This window comes from Massilia sp. P2_C2, from assembly GCF_056404615.1.
This window is the reverse complement of the sequence record NZ_JBFUDR010000006.1, coordinates 1-18,936: the sequence shown is the minus strand read 5'-3', so window position 1 is coordinate 18,936 and position 18,936 is coordinate 1. Positions and strand designations below refer to the sequence as shown.

General features: G+C 64.4%; 13 protein-coding genes. 9 read left to right on the top strand and 4 right to left on the bottom strand.

What is annotated here, in order from left to right; genetic code table 11:
* Positions 1-25: 25 nt before the first annotated feature.
* Together AC1DYX_RS01545 and AC1DYX_RS01540 are read right to left on the bottom strand one after the other, a co-directional pair.
* The gene (locus tag AC1DYX_RS01545; RefSeq protein WP_477255592.1) at positions 26-754 is read right to left on the bottom strand and encodes a DUF1700 domain-containing protein; all 729 of its coding nucleotides are present in this window, start codon (positions 752-754) and stop codon (positions 26-28) included.
* A complete protein-coding gene (locus AC1DYX_RS01540) occupies positions 751-1,065 on the bottom strand; it encodes a PadR family transcriptional regulator (protein ID WP_477255634.1) in 315 nt (104 codons plus the stop codon). Before AC1DYX_RS01540 ends, AC1DYX_RS01545 begins: the two co-directional genes overlap by 4 nt.
* Positions 1,066-1,730: 665 nt before the next feature.
* Here AC1DYX_RS01540 and AC1DYX_RS01535 point away from each other — a divergent pair.
* The 7 genes from AC1DYX_RS01535 (at position 1,731) to AC1DYX_RS01505 (ending at position 12,210) form a co-directional block, all read left to right on the top strand.
* The gene (locus tag AC1DYX_RS01535) at positions 1,731-5,693 is read left to right on the top strand and encodes a non-ribosomal peptide synthetase (protein ID WP_477255590.1); all 3,963 of its coding nucleotides are present in this window, start codon (positions 1,731-1,733) and stop codon (positions 5,691-5,693) included.
* A 78-nt stretch (positions 5,694-5,771) separates the two neighbouring features.
* Positions 5,772-6,902 carry an HlyD family secretion protein gene (locus tag AC1DYX_RS01530; protein ID WP_477255588.1) on the top strand — a complete coding sequence of 377 codons (1,131 nt, stop codon included), beginning with the start codon at positions 5,772-5,774 and terminating at the stop codon, positions 6,900-6,902.
* A 5-nt stretch (positions 6,903-6,907) separates the two neighbouring features.
* Complete coding sequence (locus AC1DYX_RS01525) at positions 6,908-8,506, top strand: MDR family MFS transporter (RefSeq protein WP_477255586.1); 1,599 nt, start codon at positions 6,908-6,910, stop codon at positions 8,504-8,506.
* 32 nt (positions 8,507-8,538) lie between these two features.
* Positions 8,539-9,957: an efflux transporter outer membrane subunit gene (locus AC1DYX_RS01520; RefSeq protein ID WP_477255584.1), complete on the top strand. Its 1,419-nt coding sequence runs from the start codon at positions 8,539-8,541 to the stop codon at positions 9,955-9,957.
* A gap of 77 nt (positions 9,958-10,034) precedes the next feature.
* On the top strand, positions 10,035-10,244 hold the full coding sequence (locus AC1DYX_RS01515) for a YgaP family membrane protein (protein WP_477255582.1): 210 nt from the start codon (positions 10,035-10,037) through the stop codon (positions 10,242-10,244).
* Position 10,245: 1 nt separating this feature from the next.
* Positions 10,246-11,487: an NAD(P)-binding domain-containing protein gene (locus AC1DYX_RS01510; RefSeq protein ID WP_477255580.1), complete on the top strand. Its 1,242-nt coding sequence runs from the start codon at positions 10,246-10,248 to the stop codon at positions 11,485-11,487.
* A 9-nt stretch (positions 11,488-11,496) separates the two neighbouring features.
* Entirely contained in the window at positions 11,497-12,210 is a 714-nt protein-coding gene (locus AC1DYX_RS01505; protein ID WP_477255578.1) for a 4'-phosphopantetheinyl transferase family protein, read from the top strand.
* Here the strand turns inward: AC1DYX_RS01505 and AC1DYX_RS01500 are convergent.
* Positions 12,207-12,956, bottom strand: coding sequence for a FadR/GntR family transcriptional regulator (locus tag AC1DYX_RS01500; RefSeq protein WP_477255576.1), 750 nt, complete (start codon positions 12,954-12,956; stop codon positions 12,207-12,209). The genes AC1DYX_RS01505 and AC1DYX_RS01500 overlap by 4 nt on opposite strands.
* 227 nt (positions 12,957-13,183) lie before the next feature.
* Positions 13,184-13,993, bottom strand: a complete 810-nt coding sequence (locus tag AC1DYX_RS01495) for an NAD-dependent epimerase/dehydratase family protein (protein WP_477255574.1) — start codon at positions 13,991-13,993, stop codon at positions 13,184-13,186.
* Positions 13,994-14,435: 442 nt separating this feature from the next.
* Here AC1DYX_RS01495 and AC1DYX_RS01490 point away from each other — a divergent pair, with 442 nt between their 5' ends.
* Both AC1DYX_RS01490 and AC1DYX_RS01485 read left to right on the top strand, forming a co-directional pair.
* Entirely contained in the window at positions 14,436-18,149 is a 3,714-nt protein-coding gene (locus AC1DYX_RS01490) for a TonB-dependent receptor (RefSeq protein WP_477255572.1), read from the top strand.
* A 13-nt stretch (positions 18,150-18,162) separates the two neighbouring features.
* Positions 18,163-18,936 (top strand): hypothetical protein (locus AC1DYX_RS01485; RefSeq protein ID WP_477255570.1); only part of this gene is annotated, 774 nt, incomplete at its 3' end.

Here is an 18,936-nt window from a genome sequence, read left to right as displayed (position 1 = left end):
GCCGCACTGCCGACCCGGTTTCGGCTCACGTATTTGCCTTGCGGGCGGTGCGCAGGATGTTGGCGTTGACATCGAGATAGCGCCTGGTTGTCGATCCCGCCACGTTCGCCAGCTTTTGGCAGAGCTTGAACAGTGCTATGCCAGCCGCCATATACAGGACACCGATCAACGACTTGGCGCCCTTGCTGGACAACGTTTTGCCGCTTGCATCAATGCTGTCGCTCGCGAGGGGTTTATCGACGTAGGCGATCGCATAGGGGGAAATTTGAAGCGCCGTCGCCCGCGCCAGTCGCGCCTGATCCTCCTGGTTGACGAATGCCACTGCCACGTGCCTGCCACCGTACTCGAAGGCGACCTGGCCAACGCCGGCCACGCCGCTCGCCGTGAGCGTGACACCGCCGACGAAGGCGCAGGCACTGGCCAAATACAGTGACAGCAGCAACAGCGGTGCGACGAGCATGAAAGGGAGAAAAACAAGATTGAAGCCCGCTGCCCGCGCCAGGGCGAGCGCCATGCGCCCAAAATTGGCCAGGCTGTGCTTGTCTTGAAATGCTTCGACATGCATCAGCGCCTTGAACTCGAGCGCGACCTTGCGCGGGTCGCCCAGCCCGCTGGCGACTTCGTCAGCGCTGCGCCCGCTTTGCATCGCATCGGCAAAGTGCTGGTCATAATCGCGCAGAATGTCTTCGATCTGGTCGCCGGGCAGGCCGGACAAGGATCGCTTCAGTGATGCGAGGTAGGCTTGTTGATTCACGCTGTCTCTCCCAGGATTTTGTTGACCTCATTGGCGAATGTTTGCCAGTCGCGTCGCATCTGCGCCAACTGCTCGCGCCCGGACGGCGCCAACTTGTAGTACTTGCGCGGCGGTCCTGATTCGGACTCCACCAGATACGTGCTCACCCATTTTTCGTTCTGAAGGCGCCGCATGAGCGGATAGATCGTGCCTTCGCTCATGTCGAGACCGTCGGCCAGTTGCGCGACGATCTCGTACGCGTAGCTGTCCCTGACGGCCAGGATGGCCAGCACGCACATGTCGAGCGTGCCCTTCTTCAATTGCGTTTTCATTAATTTGGCCCTTTGACGACACTGGTCACGTTTTCCACCAGCCATCGGCAGCATATAACAAGCTACCTTGCCATGCAGGCTACCGTGCATAAAATTTTTCCTGCTCCTCGTCCATCTTCGCGCAAGCCAATGATGCATAAAGGGCAAGGCCGGTTATCGCGGAAATCCGATGGCGATAACGGGTCGGCTGTCGCCATGGTGATTCATTCGCATAATTGGCGACCCTGATTCTGCAAAATCATTAATTAATCCCGGGCGGTTTTGCAGATTTATGCCGTGCGGCCAGCTCCGACTATGGATTGGTTTGGCGTGTCATTTTCTGTCGATTGCCTCCAAATTTGCCATGATATGCGGCCGATTAGATTCCCCCACCCGAGTGGGGGGAAATCGGTTTATGGCTGTCGCGATTGCGCAATTTCAAGGATCGAATATTGTTTTTAAAATGCGGTATGGTAATATGGCCGCATTCGAGATGTGGTGCCATCGATAATCAGTAGCTCTTCCGGATCTACCTCCTTTATTCCTTCATGGGTGGGTCACAAAACCGTCGGCATTGCCGGCATAAACTGCGCGCCTCCGCTGAGGTTCCGATATTTCTGATTAACGTTGACATGTTGATGCAATATGTCTAAGGGATTCCTATTGTGAAAATAAATCGTCCAGACTTGCGGCCTGATACCTGTCAAACCTCAGCCTCAGCGTTTCCGCTTACTCCTCTGCAGCACGCCTACTGGCTCGGCGAACAGAATGCCTACCGCCTGCATACCCCGGCATATCTGCATCGCTGCTTTTTCTCCGAAAGCGTTGATATTGCGAAGCTGGAGGCGGCCATCCATGGCGTGGTGAAAATGCATCCCTCGCTTTGCGTCGAAATTCTTGACGATGGCACCCAGCGCCCGATAGCGCCTCCGGCAAGAATCGAAATCAGTGTCAACGATTATTCGAAAACCAGCGCGGAGAATGCAAAGCATTACTTGGCTGAGAGGAAAGAGACACTGGAATCCGAATTGCCGCCTTTCGGACGCGGCCTGCAATTTTCCTGTTTCATCGATCGGCTATCGGACGGTTTCTATATCCATTTCCTTTTCCGTCTGATTGCATTTGATGCAATGTCGATGTGGCTGTTCCTGAACGATATGTGCGCCTCCTATCTGGGCCGCGCTACGCCGTCACAGCCAGCCGCAAAATTCGCAGACTTCGTCGGCGAACGGCTCGAATTGATGGAAAGCCCCGATTACGCCGCTTCCCTGGAATACTGGCAGGAACGCGCAAAGGAATTGCCCAATGCGCCGGAATTGCCGCTCGTCGATCACGACGCCATTCCCGAAAAATCGGAGTTTCGGCGTATCCGGATCAGCCTGGATGCACGTCAGGTGGACGCCTTGCATGCGCAGGCGCGCAAGCTTGGGGTCAGCATCAATAGCCTGCTCTGCACCATGTACGCCGATGTGCTGCGTCTCTGGTCGAAGAATCCTTCTTTCATCATCAACATGCTGGTGACGCATCGGCCGGCCGACGCCCGGTTCGCGCATGTGTTCGGAAATTTCGGCAGCACGATGCCGGTGGAGGCGGAAGACGTGCCTGGCGGATTGCGCGAGCGCGCGCGGGCGTTACAGCGCAAGATGTTTCGCGACCTGAAGCACATGCAGGTGTCCGGCGTCGAAGTGATCCGTGCCATGGGGCGCAGCGGCAGCGCGTTGCCGGCCATGCCCGTCGTGTTTGCCAGTTCGCTCGGCCTGCCCATGCGTGATCTGCTGTCGCCGGTCGACCTGGGATGGGAAGTGCGCGCCGGCGGCCTGCAGACGCCGCAGGTGCTGCTCGATTGCCAGGTCTACATGGATGGTGATCACCTGACGTTGAACTGGGACTATGTCGTTGACGCGTTCCTTCCCGGCGTCGTCGAAGACATGTTCCGCGCGTTCGGCGCCCAGTTACTGGACGTGATCGGCGAGACCGATGCCGCCGGGCTGTATTTGCCGCAAGTGCCCGCATCCGGCCTGGCTGCCCGCCAGGCCGCCAATGCGACCGCCAAACAGTTGCGCACCGGCCTGCTGCACGACTTCGTTGCCGAGGCGTGCCGCGCCTATCCGGAACGCCCCGCCATCATCGGCTGCGGGCACACCTTGACCTATGACGAGTTGTGGCGCCGGACGACCGGGTTGGCTGCGCGGCTGCGTGCGACGCAAGTCGGGCGCAATGACCTGGTGGCGATCGTCGCGCGACGCGGCTGGCGCCAGGTGACGGCCGCGGTGGCGGTGGTGCAGGCGGGCGGGGCCTATCTGCCCGTATCCAGCGAGTTGCCCGCGGAACGCAAGTCGTGGCTGGTCGCCCAGCAGGGCGTCAAGGCCGTGCTGGTCGAGCGCGAACTGGCAGCCGGTTTCGCTTTGCCGCCCGGCGTGCACATGCTGATCCTGGAAGATGTCCTGCCCGATGGCCAGCCTGGCGAGGCCGTGGCGCTGGCTGATGCCCCAGACGGGCAGGCGGGCGAGCAGGACCTGGCGTACGTGATTTTCACGTCGGGCTCCACGGGCCAGCCCAAGGGCGTGATGATCGACCACCGCGGCGCGGTGAATACCATCCAGGATGTCATCGATCGCTTCGGACTGACCGCCGAGGACCGGGTGATCGGCATTTCGGCGTTCAACTTCGACCTGTCGGTATACGATATTTTCGGCACCCTGGGCACGGGCGCTGCGCTCGTCCTGCCGCCGTACAGCGCGACGCCGTCGCCCGAGGATTGGGCGCGCCTGGTGCGCGAACACAAGGTCAGCGTGTGGAACACCGTGCCGGCCCTGCTTGAAATGCAGATCGAATACCTGGGCGCGCGCACGGCCGGCGATCTGGCGTCGCTGCGCCTGGTGATGCTCAGCGGCGACTGGATCCCGATCGGCCTGCCGGGCCGGCTGGCGGCGCATCTGCCGGACGCCAGGCTGGTGAGCCTGGGAGGCGCCACCGAAGCATCGATCTGGTCGAACTATTTCGTGGTGGACCAGGTCGATCCGGCCTGGAAGAGCATTCCCTACGGATGGCCGCTGTCCAATCAAACCTTCCATGTGCTGACGAAAGACCTGCGCCATGCGCCCGCCTGGGTGCCGGGCGACCTCTACATCGGCGGCATCGGCGTGGCGCACGGTTATTACCAGGACGCCGAACGCACCGCGGCAAGCTTCATCACCCATCCGCACACCGGCGAACGGCTGTACCGGACCGGCGACATGGGCCGCTATCACGGCAGCGGTTACATCGAGTTCCTCGGCCGTAACGACGGCCAGGTGAAGATCCGCGGCTTCCGCATCGAGCTGGGAGAAATCGATGCCGTGCTCGGCCGCTGTCCCGGGGTGCGCAGCGGCGCGACCATCGTTCGCCAGGGCGGCAGCCAGGATCGTCAACTCGTGGCACTGTATGTGCTGGAACGTGACGATGTCGGCGAGGCCGACATTCGCGCCCATCTGGCGCGGTCACTGCCCGACTACATGGTGCCTGTGCAATTCATCGAACTCGAACAGATTCCGGTCACTGCCAACGGCAAGGTCGATCGCAGGGCGCTGGCCGACATCGCGGCTGCGCTGCCGCCTGCGGCGCGGGAACGCTGTGCGCCGCGCAATGCGGATGAATGTCGCCTGGCCGACATCTGGCAAGGGCTGCTCCATATCGAGGCGCCCGGCATCGACGACAATTTCTTCGAGCTGGGCGGCACCTCCTTGCTTGCGGTGCGCCTGCTGAATGCGATCGCGAATGAATTCGGCAGGCGCCTGCCGCTGGCTTCGCTGCTGCGTCACGGTACGATCGCATCCCAGGCGAAGCTGCTCGCGGAAAGCGACGCGTCCTCATCCTGCGCGCGCAGTCCGGTGGTCGTACTGCGCGATGGCGCCGAGCATCTGCTGGTTGCCGTCCATCCGGTCGGCGGAAATATCCTGTGCTATCGGGAACTCGTTTCCCTGGTGCCCGCCGGGACGGCTGTCGTGGCATTGCAATCGCCCGGCGACGGCTCTCCCCGTGAAGTCAGGGAACTTGCGGCGCGCTACATCGATGCGCTCGCCGCGCAGTTGTCCCGCAACCGGCCGATCGTTCTGCTGGGTTGGTCCATGGGCGGGGTCATCGCCCAGGAAATGGCGCGACAACTGGAAGCCCGGGGCATCGCACCGTCGGGGTTGACCATGATCGACAGCTACCAGTCGGCCGATAGCCACGGCGACGCCCGACTGCATGGCTACCAGCTGTTGCACAACTTCGTGCGCGACCTGTTGGGAAGCACGCCGATGCCAAAGGAGTTCACAGTCATCGAAGCGCTGGATCCCGAGCGGCAGCCGGACGCCGCGCTGGCGGTACTGCGCGCTACCTCGGCGCACGGCGCAGAGTTGTCGGTGCAGGAATTCATTGCCCTGCTCGAAGAATACCGTGCCAATTACGATGCCCTGGTTCGCCACGCGCCGCTGCCGATCAACACGCCGGTTCGTGTGTTCCGCRCCAGCCGCAGGCAAGACTTTCCCCTGCTGGTGAATTTCTCCATGTCCAACGGCGGGCATATGGAGACGATGGACATGGACGAGGATCATTTTTCTATCGTTCAGGGTGCGGCCTTGCGCACTGTCCTCGCGGCGTCCTGGTCCGAAGTCCCGGCGCAATAAATCCGGCAAACGAACACCCGGGCGCGTTCCGGCCCGGGGATTACCAAGCACTGTATGGAGAATAAATGGAGCTGTTGAATGGCCGATAAACCCGCGCACACATCCGCTGAAACGACCTTGCCGGGAAACGCACCGGCGAAGCCTCCGGCAGGCAAGCGCAAGGCCAGCCTTGTGTTCGCGCTGATCCTGTTGGCGGCGCTCGGCTTCGGTGCGCGCATGTGGTGGCGCAGCCAGAATTTCGAAGAAACGGACAACGCTTACCTTGCCGCGCACGTCAGCGTCGTATCGCCGCGCATTTCCGGCGTGGTTACCCGGGTCCTGGTGGACGACAATGCATGGGTCAAGGCCGGCGATCCGCTGGTCGAACTGGATCCGGCCGACCAGCAGGTCAAGGTCGACCAGATCGAGGCCCAGCTGGCCCAGGCGGACGAGCAAATCCGCCAGATCGACGTGCAGATCCGGCAGTTCCAGGCTGAGGCACTCGCTGCGAAATCCCTGGTGGCGCGCGCTGCGGCGTTGCGGCATCGTAACGACGCGGAGGCTAAACGCGTCAGTTCGCTGTACGAAGCGCAGGTCAATTCCGTCTCGAAGTCGGAGGTCGAGGCGGCGATTGCGGCGCGCGATAGTGCGGTGGCGGAAATGCAGGCGCAGGAATATCAGGCGAGCGCAGCCGCCGCCAAACGCGACGCGATGGAAGCGTCCCGCGCGACTGTCGCCGCACAAAAGAAGGTGCTTGCCTCGCAGTTGCAGGAGGCTGGCCTGCAAATGAAATACACGCGCATCCTGGCGCCGGTCGCGGGCCGCATCGGCAGGAAGAATGTCGAAGTGGGGTCACGGCTGCAGGCCGGCCAGCAGGTACTGGCGATCGTACAGGATGGGGTCTGGGTCAACGCCAACTTCAAGGAAACCCAGGTGCGCGGCTTGCATCAGGGCCAGCGCGCGAGCGTGCGCATCGACGCATTCCCCGGCGAAGAATTCACGGGCCGCGTCGCCAGTTTCTCGCCGGCGGCCGGCGCGCAGTTTGCGCTGCTGCCGCCTGACAATGCCACCGGAAACTTCACCAAGATCGTCCAGCGCATCCCGGTCAAGATCATGCTGGATGCCGAATCGGTGAAGAGCGTGGCCAGCCGCCTGGCACCGGGTGCGTCGGCTATCGTGGAAGTCGACCTGCGCCAGGGTAATCCCGGCGAACGCACGCCGCGCGGTTGAGTCACATGAACGCAGCCACCCAAAGCGAGACCGGCGCCATGCCGCGCGCCGGCGCCGGCGCACAGGCACCGGCGCCCGAAGTCAGCCGGCGCACCTGGATCGCCATTTATGCGGCGATTCTCGGCGTCTTCATGGCGATCCTGGACATCCAGGTCACCAACGCGTCCCTGCGCGAGATTCGGGGCTCGCTCTCGGCGACCCAGGAAGAGGGCTCATGGATGACCACCGCCTACCTGGCGGCCGAAGTCATCGCGATTCCCTTGACCGCATTCTTCGTCCGGGTGTTCGGGGTACGCGTCTACATGGTCGGCAACAGTGCTTTGTTCCTGCTGTTCTCCACCTTGTGCGGCTATGCGTGGAACCTGCCGTCGATGATCGTGTTCCGGGCGTTGCAGGGCTTCACCGGCGGCGCACTGATTCCCACCGCGATGACCCTCATCCTGACCCGCCTGCCGGCGGATAAACGCGCGGCCGGACTGGCGTGGCTCATGTTGTCGAGTACGATCGCGCCCGCGTTCGGCCCGACCCTGGGCGGCATCCTCACGAATTTCTACGGCTGGCCATCGATCTTTTTCATCAACTGGGTACCGGGCGTGTTGATGCTGGCCGGCCTGGCTTACGGGCTCGGCCGCGAAAAACTCCAGTTGTCGCTGCTGCGCGAGGCGGACTGGCCGGCGATCGGTGCCATGACGGTCGGACTGGGTTCGCTGATCGTGTTCCTGGAAGAGGGGAATAGCAAGGACTGGTTTTCCTCCGTAATGATTCGTGCCAGCTTTGTCCTGGCCGTGGCAGGGATCCTGTCCTGGATTGCGCTCCTCCTGAAGCGCAGCAAGCCGTTCGTCAACCTTGGACTGTTCGCGCGCCGCACCTTCGGGGTGTCGTCGCTGGTGGGCGCCGCGGCCGGCATGGGACTGTACGGGTCGACGTTCGTGCTGCCGCTGTTCCTGTCCGAGATCGCAGGCTATAACACGCTGCGCATCGGCGAGGTGATCATGTGGATGGGCCTGCCCCAGATCGTCATGATGCCTGTCGCCGCAGTCCTTTCCAGGCGCATCGACAACCGCGTCATCTGCACGGCCGGGCTGCTGCTGTTCGCGGCGTCGTGCTTCATGAATGCGCGGATGGATGCCAGCACCGGCCATGACCAGCTGGTCGTGTCGCAGGTGCTGCGGGCGCTCGGCCAGCCATTGATCGTGCTGACGTTGTCCAACTTCGCCATTCACCGGGTCGAGCTTGCCAACCTGTCGTCGGCATCCAGCCTGTACAACATGTCGCGCATCCTCGGCGGCGCCGTGGGCACGGCGATCCTCGCCACGACGATTACCCTGCGCGAGCATTTTCACTCGGCGCGTATCGGGGAATCGGTGTCCCTGTTTTCGAACGCCACCCTGGACAGGCTGGGCCAGTTGGGCAGCGAATTTGCGCTGCGCAACGGGGACGCGTCCGGCGCGCACCAGCAGGCCATCGCCGTGATCGACCACCTCGTGCGCAGGGAATCGTATGTCATGGCCTACGACGACTGCTTCTTCATCCTGGGTTGCGTGCTGCTGGTGTCGATCGCCGCGATCTGGCTGGCTGACCGGGTCGTGGCGGCAGGCAAATAATCAATGACACAGAAAATCTGGAAACTATGACGATGTCCAAACCTACCCTGATCTGCGCGTCATTGATGGCGGCGCTGGCAGGTTGCGCAGGCGCGCCGAACAAGGCGTCGATGCCGGCGGCAGCACCCGTACCGGCCGCTTACAAGAACGCGGGCGTGGGATCGGGGCAAGCGCTGCAGCGCCGCTGGTGGCGGATGTATGACGATGCCGTGCTCGACGAGCTGGTGGAAACGACGTTGCGCGACAATCCGTATACGCAGGTGGCCCGATTGCGCGAGCTGGCGGCGCGCGCGCAAGTGCAGACGGCGGATGCCGACCGTATGCCGCAACTGGGCGCGAGCACGGGCTTCAGCCGCTCGCGCACATCGGAAAACACGCCGCTGGGTGAGGTCCTTGGCCATCACACCATCAGCGGTAATAAATATGCCGCCGGATTCGATGCGAGCTGGCAGTTGGACTTGTGGAATCGGGTAGCGAACGCGGTCGACGCTGCGAATGCCGGGGTCGCGGCAGAAAAGGCCTACGCCGGCATGGTGGAGCAGGTGCTCAGTTGGGAAGTCGCGGTGAACTACTGGCATTTTCGCCTGGCCGAATCCGAAATGGCCTTGCTGACCCGCATACGCGACCGGCGTGCCGACGCGGTGGCCGTGCTCAGGAACCGCTACGAGCACGGATTGATCAGCGAACTCGAGCCGGCACGCGCGCGGCTCGACCTGGACAATACCGAAGTCGAGATCGAGGATGCGCGGCGTCGCATGAATCTTGCCGAACACGAGTTGGCGACGCTGACCGTGAAACCGCTGCAGGATTTCACCCTGCCGCGCAACCCGGCATATCGCCTGCCGGAGGTGCCGGGGATCAGCGCGGGCGTGCCGGCAGCGATCCTGGCACGGCGCCCGGACCTGGCGGCATCGACGCAAAACCTGCGCGCCCTGCTGGCGCAAAAGGACATCGCCGACACCGCGTTTTATCCGTCGATCGGCCTGACCGGGAATTTCGGCTTCGCCTCGATGGATTTGCACAACCTGACCAACCGGGCCTCGCGCCAGTTCTCCGTGGGGCCGATCGCCATTTCGCTCCCGGTGCTCGATGGCGGCCGGATCCGCGCGAACCAGAAAATCGCCGACGCACGCTACCAGGCGGCGGTCAACGAACACAAGGTCAAGCTCTTGATTGCCTTGCGCGAGGTGGACGATGCGCTGGGCGACGTCGAATCGTACCGGCGGCAGGCGGGCATGCTGCAGTCGGCCGTGGAATCGGCCCGGCAGGTTGCGCGCATTGCCAGCGTCCGTTTCGAGAAGGGGGCCGTCAATTACCTGGATGTGGCAATCGCGGAGCGTGACCTGTCCGACGCCGAGCTCAAGGTCGCGCGCAACCGGCTGCAAGGGCTGCTCGCGTCGACCCAGCTTGCTTATGTCATGGGTGGCGGATGGCAGGCGGAAGCGCCATGACGGCATCCGGCCACCGGCCCGTGCATGCGGCCTTCGCTACATGAAGGACCGTTTTTCCCCAACGAGAAAGGCTCAACATGTTCTATCAAAAAAATCTCCCGGTCTGGGAACGCATCCTGCGCGTCGTCGCGGGAATCATGGTGATTGCCGCCGCCCTGTTCGTGCCGCTGGCGCCCTGGATGCGGGGACTGGTCATCGTCGGCGCGCTGGCCTTTGCATTCTTCGGCTTCATCGGCTTTTGCCCGGCGTGTGCCCTGTACGGCCGCAAACTCAACAACAAGCAATGATATGACCAACAAGATCGACACCATTATCATCGGCGCCGGGCAGGGAGGCCTGGCCACCAGCTATTACCTGAAGAAGCAGGGCCGCGAGCACCTGATCCTCGAGCAGGCGGACCAGGCCGGGCCGGCGTGGCGAGACGGACGCTGGGACTCGTTCACGCTCGTGACGCCGAACTGGACGTTTCGCCTGCCGGGTGCCGAATACACCGGCGCGCAACGTGAAGGTTTTCTCACCCGTGATGAAGTCGTGGCGATTTTTGCCGGTTATGCCGACAAGTTCGGGCTGCCCCTGCGGACGAATACCCAGGTGCATGCGGTGGAAGCCGGTGTGGATGGCGGATTCGTTGTCCGTACGCGCGACACTGTCTATGAGGCGAGACACGTCGTCGTGGCGACCGGACTGTTCCAGGCGCCGAAGGTGCCCGCTTTCGCCTCACGGGTCCCGTCCGGCATCACGCAACTGCATTCCGGCAGTTATCGCAATCCGTCGCAGTTGCCGGAAGGGGGCGTGCTCGTCGTCGGCAGTTCGCAGTCGGGTTGCCAGATCGCGCAGGAGATTCACCAGAGCGGACGCCCGGTCACATTATGCGTGAGTGGCGCCGGCCGGATTCCGCGCCGCTACCGGGGCAAGGACATCATGGAGTGGGCCGCGCTGCTCGGCATTTCGGAACGCACCGTGGACACCCTGACGTCGCCAAAGGAAAAATTCGCCGCGAACCCGCACATGGCCGGCAAGTCCGATGGCGGTTCCCTCAATCTGCACCAGTTTGCGCGCGACGGGATCCGTCTCGTCGGCCGCCTGCAGGATGTGCAGGACGGCAAAGCCCTGCTGGCGCAGGACCTCCACGACAACCTGGCGAAGGCCGACAGGTTCGAGGCAGGCATGTTGCAGAACATCGATGCCTATATCGCCAGGGCGGGTCTGGAGCTGCCGGCGGAGACGCTGCCGCAACTCCAGGACGGCTATGCGGTGCAACCGGCGTCCGAACTCGATCTCGGTGCAAGCGGCATCCGCAGCATCGTCTGGGCGATCGGTTACCGCTTCGATTTCGACATGGTCAGGTTCCCGGTCTTCGACGCCGACGGTTATCCGGTCCAGGAGCGCGGCGTCACGCGGCAGCCGGGCCTCTATTTTGTCGGCTTGCCCTGGTTGCACAAGCAGAAATCGGGCTTGCTCGGTGGTGTCGGGGAGGATGCGGCGTATCTCGCGGATCATCTTTGCTCGGCACAGCGCCGCGCGGCCTGACGGACGGGTATGCGGGCCGGATCGTGCGTCGACAGTCGATGGCCGCCAGCGATCAATGAGATCCTGCAGGCCTGGCTGCCGCAGGACGGCGCTGCGCGCTGCGTCGCCGCCTCCCTGGACTTCGATGTTCCTGCCGCCGACGTCGCACGGATTGCCAATGCGCTCCTGCCGCGGCGGGCCGAGTTCATTGCGGGGCGGTGGTGCGCACATGCCGCCCTCGGAAGCCTTGGCGTGCGGGCGTCCAGCCTGCCAAGCAACACACTCGGCGCGCCGGTGTGGCCCGCTGGCGTCACCGGGTCGATCACACATGAGTCGGGCATTTGCGCCGCCGCCGTGGTGCGGTCGTCGTTCGCCCGGGGGATAGGCATCGACCTGTTCGACCGGCGGCACGAAGCGGACATCGAACAGATTGCCTATCTGGTCCTCGGGCAGGAGGAAAAGTCCCTGCTGGACACATGCGAGGACGCCACGGGCTTCATTCAACTGGTCTTCAGCATCAAGGAGGCAGTGGTCAAGGCCGTCTCGCCGACCGTGCGCCGGTATCTCGACATGCACGACATCAGCGTGTCCGTCGGCGCCGATTCGTTTACCGCGACGCTCACGTGGTCGAACGAGCGGATCGCCGGTCAATGGGCCAGGATCGGCCCATTCCTGCTGACGTTTGCCGTGTTTGCTGCGTGCCAGAGCAGTATTGCCATGGGTCCGCTGCGCTCATCGCCCTAGCGGGCCGGCTGGTCCTGCAGGCGCTGCTGCGCCTCGCGCAGCCGTTCGCGGCTGTTAGAGAGGTGGGTGCGCATGGCGGCGCGGGCCGCTTCCGGATCGCGCCGCAGGATCGCCTTGTAGATATCCTCGTGCTCGCGGTTGACGCGTTCCAGGTAGTCGGCCGGCTTGTCCTCGCCGAGGCCGGGCGTGTTCAGGCGGGCGCGCGGAATGATGGCGCTGCCCAGTTGTCCCAGCAGTTCGACGAAATAGCGGTTGTCCGTCGCTTCCGCGATCAGCTGGTGGAAGCGTACGTCGGCCTCGACGGACGTGCGGCCGTTCTCGAGCGCGCGCTGCATCTCGCCCAGCGCCGCGCCCATCYTTTCCACCTGTTCGTCGGTGCGGCGCGACGCCGCGAGCCAGGCGGCCTCCGTCTCCATGCTGATGCGCAGTTCGAGGATGGCGAGCACGTCGCGCACCGTGACGACGCTGTCGCGGCCGATGCCGAGCGCCGTCGCCGGCGGTTCCAGCACAAATGTGCCGATGCCGTGGCGCGTCTGCACGAGGCCCGCCGCCTGCAGTTGCGAGATCGCCTCGCGCACGACGGTGCGGCTCACGCCGTATGCTTCCATGATCGCCGCTTCCGGCGGCAGCTTGTCGCCGGGGTTGAATTCGGAACGGCGGATGCGCGCGCTCAGTTCCTCGACCACGCCCTGGGCGAGGTTGCGGTATTTCTTGCGGGCGGGTAGCAGGGTGGTCGGCGAGTTCATGCGGGCATCATTGGCTATGGGTTCACACGTGATTATAGCCGTGCAGACCACTTGTCAGACAAGTTTGCCGAAAAATTGCCGGTAGGGTGGGCACCCCGTGCCCACGCGGGGCGTTTGCGTTACGTTGGCGTTACGTTGGCGTTACGCGTGGGCACAGGGGTGCCCACCCTACGAGGTTATAGGATGTCAGACGACATATGCCGCACGAAGGCGCGCCGCCGGGCCGTTCAGGGCCGGTACTTCGGACCGTTGTGGAGGAAGACGCCGCCCTGGTAGAACGTCGTGATGTCGTCGGCGGGCGGATACTGGACTTCCTGCGGCAGCTTGTGCGCGAACTGGGCCGAGCTGTCCTTCGGTTTGTAGCCGAGGAAGGCGGCGTGGCGGTTGTCCCACCAGCGACCGTCGTTGTCCGAGATCCCGAACGCGATCATATGGCCCACGCGCGGCGTGACGAGCGAGCGGCGCAGCAGCTGCACGAGGTCGTCGAGGGAGAGCCACGTCGTCATCTGGCGGTAGTTCGTCGCTTCCGGCCAGCAGTAGCCGATGCGGATGCACACGGTCTCGACGCCGAAACGGTCCCAGTAATAGCGCGACAGCGTCTCGCCGAACACCTTCGATACGCCGTAATAACCGTCCGCGCGCGGCGGCATGGTGGCGTCGACGAGGTCCGTGGTCTTGTACATACCCATCGTGTGGTTGGTGCTGGCGAAGACGACGCGCCGGATGCCCAGCTTGTGCACGGCTTCGTACAGGTTGACCATGCCGAGGATATTGGCCTGCATGATGGGCGCCCATTCCTCTTCGGTGGAGATGCCGCCGAAGTGCAGGATGGCGTCGACGCCTTCGCACATGCGCATGACGGCGTCGCGGTCGCCCAGGTCGCACGCGACGATCTCTTCGTGCGCCGCGGCCGGGCCGACGTCGACCATGTCGGCCAGGCGCACGATGTCGGCGAATGCGTGCAGGCGTTCGCGCAGGCGGCGGCCCAGGTTACCGGCGGCGCCGGTGAACAGGATGCGTTTGAAAGGTTTGGTCATCGCAAGGATTACTGTGTTGGTTGGTGCGGAAAGGAAGGCGGACACGCAGGCCGTGCCGCGTGCCGCAATCCTAACAGCGTTCGTGGCGCGTTGACCAGCCCGGACGAGCGGGCGTGAGACCGGGACGCGCATCGCGAATCGATCACCGGATTGCGCGTTTCATCCCGATCCGCGACCGCGCCGCCGCGCCGCGATAACCTGCGCGGCCAAATTTTCCCAATCCTGCGCAAAAAAGGAATCGCGCGCGTTCCTGATCGTTTCGTGCGTCATCGCGCGCCCGATTCGCTCACGTCGATGAGTATTTCTCGCTGATATATCACAACGCGGGGTTGCCACCCTACACTGTTTCTTGGCAAAAGAGTCGACGACCGCAGCGCCAGATGTGCGGCGTCGCCGCGAACAAGCAGACCGCCCGAGGCGGTCCATCCAGGAGACAGAGAAAATGCACGACATCCGAACCGTCATCCGTCCCACGCCGCTCGCCTGCGCCGTCTCGCTGGCGCTGGCATCGCTGGTGGCGAGCCACGCCGCCCTCGCGCAGGACAATCCGACGCCAGCGGACGCAGCGACCGCGCAGGCTGCGGGGACCGCATCCGCAGCGGCGCCGGCACCGGCCGCGCAGGGCAACAACGAGGTCGCCAGCGGCATCGCGACGGTCGTCGTGTCGACCCGCAAATCGCAGCAGTCGTCGATCGCCCGCAAGAAGAACGCGGCCACCGCGATCGATTCCATCGTGGCCGAGGACGTCGGCTCGCTGCCGGACCGGAACATCGGCGAGGCGATCTCGCGCATGGCCGGAATCGCGCTGGACCGCGGCGACTTCGGCGAGGGCGTCACCGTCGCGGTGCGCGGCAACGGTCCCGACCTGACCCGCGTCGAGATCGACGGCCAGGCCGTGCAGTCGGCGAACAGCGCGGCCGGGGCCGGCGGGCGCGGCAGCGAGTTCCGCCAGCTGTCGGCCGACCTGATCAAGAGCGTGGACGTCGTCAAGGGCTCCACCGCGGACATGGTCGAGGGCTCGCTGGGCGGCGGCATCATCATCAAGACCCGCACGGGCCTGGACTTCAAGGAGCCGTTCGTCTCGGTGCGCGTGGCCGGCACGACGAATAACCTGAACAAGAAGTGGGAGCCCGACACGAACGTCATCCTGTCGCGCAAATTCCTGGACAACCGCCTCGGCGTGATCCTGAACGCCTCGAAGTCGACGACCGCGAACGAACAGCACCAGATGCAGGTCGCGACCAGCGCGAACCAGGGTTATTCCCGGCTGATCGACTTCGACAATTCGCCGGAGAAGACCTTCACGTACAACCCGGCCACCTTGAACATGGCCGACCCCGCGGCGGCGACGCCGGCCGGTCCCGCAGCCGGCTCGACGGGCATTTATCCATACACGAACGGCACCGGCAATTACCTGACCCATACGCCGTACGAGATCCTGACGATGTCGGCGGCAGCCAAGTCCAAGGCGGACTGCTATTCGGCCTTCCCGCAGCTGACGACGGCAGACGCGACCCTGAAGAACCTGGGTTCGTCCAACCGCACGAATGCGGTGAACGAGCGCCAGAATGAGCTGATCAGCTGCCTGAACCAGTGGAACGACTACACGCCTTCGCTGATCCGCAACAAGATCCAGACCGAGATCGACCGCCGCCAGGACCTCGACCTGCGCGCCGACTTCAGGGTCAACCGCGATCTGACGGTGTACGCGAAGGGCAGCTATTCGAAGCGCCACACCGACAACAAGAATTCGTTCCTGAACCTGGGCGGCATGAACGTCAACCTGGCCAAGACGTTCGTCGACAAGAATGGCGTGCGGTCGGTGGCGCCGGGCGCGGATGGCGCCGGCTACTACCTGTACCCGGGCACGGTCAGCTTCCTGAGCAACGGGCCGGCCGTGCAGGGCGCGGTCGCGAACGTCGATCCGTCGTCCGTCACCGTCGACGCCAGCCACCACGTCACCGGTTTCAGCATCGGCGACGGCGCCGCGGGCGTCGACCAGATCTTCCAGAAATCCGACACCATCACCAAATACTTCCAGACGGGCGGCGAGTGGAAGCGCGACGGGATGACCGCCGAGTGGATGATCGGCGATGCGCGGTCCAACTACACGACGGAAACCTTCCGCACGACGTTCGCCTCGTACTATGGCGCGGCGCAGCTGTCCGTGACGCCGGCCGGACTGTGGGCCTATAACTTCCCGCAGGGGTCGAGCTTCGACCTGTACAACCCGGCCAATTACGCGCGGCTGGTGCAGCCGGCCGCGCAGGCGGCCGCGACGGCGGGCACCACCAACATCAATAATATCCCGGCGTATACGGCGGCCCAGCAGCCGCTGCTGACCTATTCGCAGCCGCAGCTGACCTACACGCCGGGCAAGACCGAGACGGAGGAGCGTACCGCCAAGGCCGACTTCACGTTCCGCCTGCCCGAGGCGATCCCGTTCTTCACCCGCTTCAAGACCGGTTTCAACTTCCGCGACACCCGCTACGACACGCGCGGCGGCAACGGCTACCAGGTGAGCACGAATCCGATCGTCTACGCGATCCCCGGCCTCGTGCGCAGCACCCTCGTGGGCTGCCAGGACACGGCCGGTTCGCTGGGTGCCGGCGGCAACAAGTGCCAGTACGGCTATGTGCCGAGCAACCGCTGGGATTCCCAGAGTTCGGGTGTGGTGAACGTCACGCCGCAGCAGTTCCAGGACATCATCGCCAAGTCGCTGAACGGGAACATCACCAGCACGCAGTTCTTCAACGGCGCCAACGGCCAGTTCGGCGGCGCGGTGACCAACTGGCCGAGCATCGACGTGCCGAAGGTGTTCCAGCTGGCCGGCATCACGAACGCGAACCTCGATTGCATCGAGCGCTGCAAGGGCACCGACGGCAAGACCTACGAGGCCCCGGTGACCCGGATGAGCGAGCGCTCCGAAGCCCTGTATGTCATGGGCGACTTCAACATCGACCACATCCCGTTCACCGGCCGTTCGCTGCCGTTCGGCTGGGAGCTCGAGGGCAACATCGGCTATCGCTACGTGCGCACCAAGGTGCATGGCATCGGCAACATGCAGTTCCAGTCGATCACGCGCACGGCCAGCTTCGACCCGGCGAACCCGAACGCGCCGGGCGGCACCAATGACGTCACGGTGTCGACCAACACTGCGGTGGACGCGACGACGCACGACTTCCTGCCGATCTATAACCTGGCCGCATGGCTCGTGCCGGATACGTTCGTCGTGCGCTACAACCGCGCCCGCACGGTCGCCCGTCCCCCGGTCACCAGCCTGCTGCCGGCGGGCCTGTGCCGCTACGACGAGCGGGTCGACGCCCAGGGTACCCAGACCTGCACGAAGACCGTCGGCAACCCGGCGCTGCAGGCCCAGAAGAACCTGAACCAGAACTGGACCGCGGAATACTATCCGAGCAAGGACACGATGTTCTCGCTGTCCTACTTCAACCAGCGCGGCATCGTCGGTCCGGCGATCGTGCAGACGGTGAACGGCCCGCTCGGGCTGTCGCTGGTCGACCCGACGACCGGCAAGTCGCTGGCCGAGCTGCCGTTCTCGTTCCCGACGTACGAGAACGGCGTCGCGACCACGCGCAAGGGTTGGGAGTTCAACACCAAGACCGCGTTCACGTTCCTGCCGTGGCGCCTGCGCTACCTCGGCTTCGACGGCAACTACACCAAGCTGGCCTCGGTGACCTCGACGCAGAACATCGTCGACCTGCTGACCGGCACGCCGCTGCCCCCGCTGCGCGAGTCGAAGTTCCAGTACAACTGGGCGTTCTGGTACGACGACGGCCGCCTGTCGGCGCGTGTCGCGGTCCAGGGTGTGTCGAGCTTCTTCACCAATCTCGCGGGGTCGAGCGGCACGGCGCCGAACAACTACCCGAACGCGAGCGGCAATACCCGTCCGCCGGCCTACAACCCGGGTTCGCCGAACTTCCGCGACGCGACCCGCTACGTCGATGCCAAGATCCAGTACCGCATCACGCCGGAATTCGACGTCTTCGTCGAGGGCCGCAACCTGGGCAATACGGCGACGAGCAACAGCCAGGGTTCCTACGTGCCGTTCTCGAACGGAACGCCGAGCATCCTGGACTACAGCTACGCCGGGCGCCGCATCATGGTGGGCGCGGACTTCCGCTTCGGCGGTTGATCCTGGCATGGGGATGACGTTCGGTACCAGCATGCGCACGGGCGTGGTGGCCCTCGCGCTGGCGTGCGCAACGCCTGCCCGGGCGGGCGATGCACTCGACCTGTCCGGCGACTGGCGCTTCGCACTCGATCGCGACGATGCGGGCGTGGCCGCGCACTGGGAAGGCCGCGCGCTGCCGGACCGCATCCGCGTGCCCGGCATCCTGAACGCGCAGGGCTTTGGGGACGAGATCACCGCGCGCACGCCGTGGGTGCTGTCGCTGTACGACAAGGACTGGTCGCTGCGCGACGAGTATCAACGCTATACGACGCCAGGCCAGGTGAAGGTACCGTTCCTCAGCCAGCCGCCGCGCCACTACCTCGGCGCCGCGTGGTACCAGCGCGACGTCGACGTGCCGCGCGCCTGGGCCGGCAAGCGCATCGTGCTGCACCTGGAGCGGCCGCGCTGGGGCTCCAGCGCCTGGATCGACGGCCGGGCGCTCGGTGCCAACCTGAGCCTCGTCGCCCCGCACGAGTACGAGCTGGGCCTCGTCGCGCCGGGCCGGCACCGCGTGACGGTGCGCGTGGATTCGCGCGTGCTGATGGCGTACCGGCCCGATTCGCACAGCGTTTCGGACTCGCTGGGCATGAGCTGGAACGGCATCGTCGGCGCCGTGAAGCTGCAGGCGACGTCGCCCGTGTACATCGCCGATGCCCAGGTATTCCCGAACGTCGCGGACCGCAGCGTGCGGGTACGCTTGGCGATAGGCAATGGCGGCGGCCGGGCCGGGCCGGGCACCGTCGTCGCC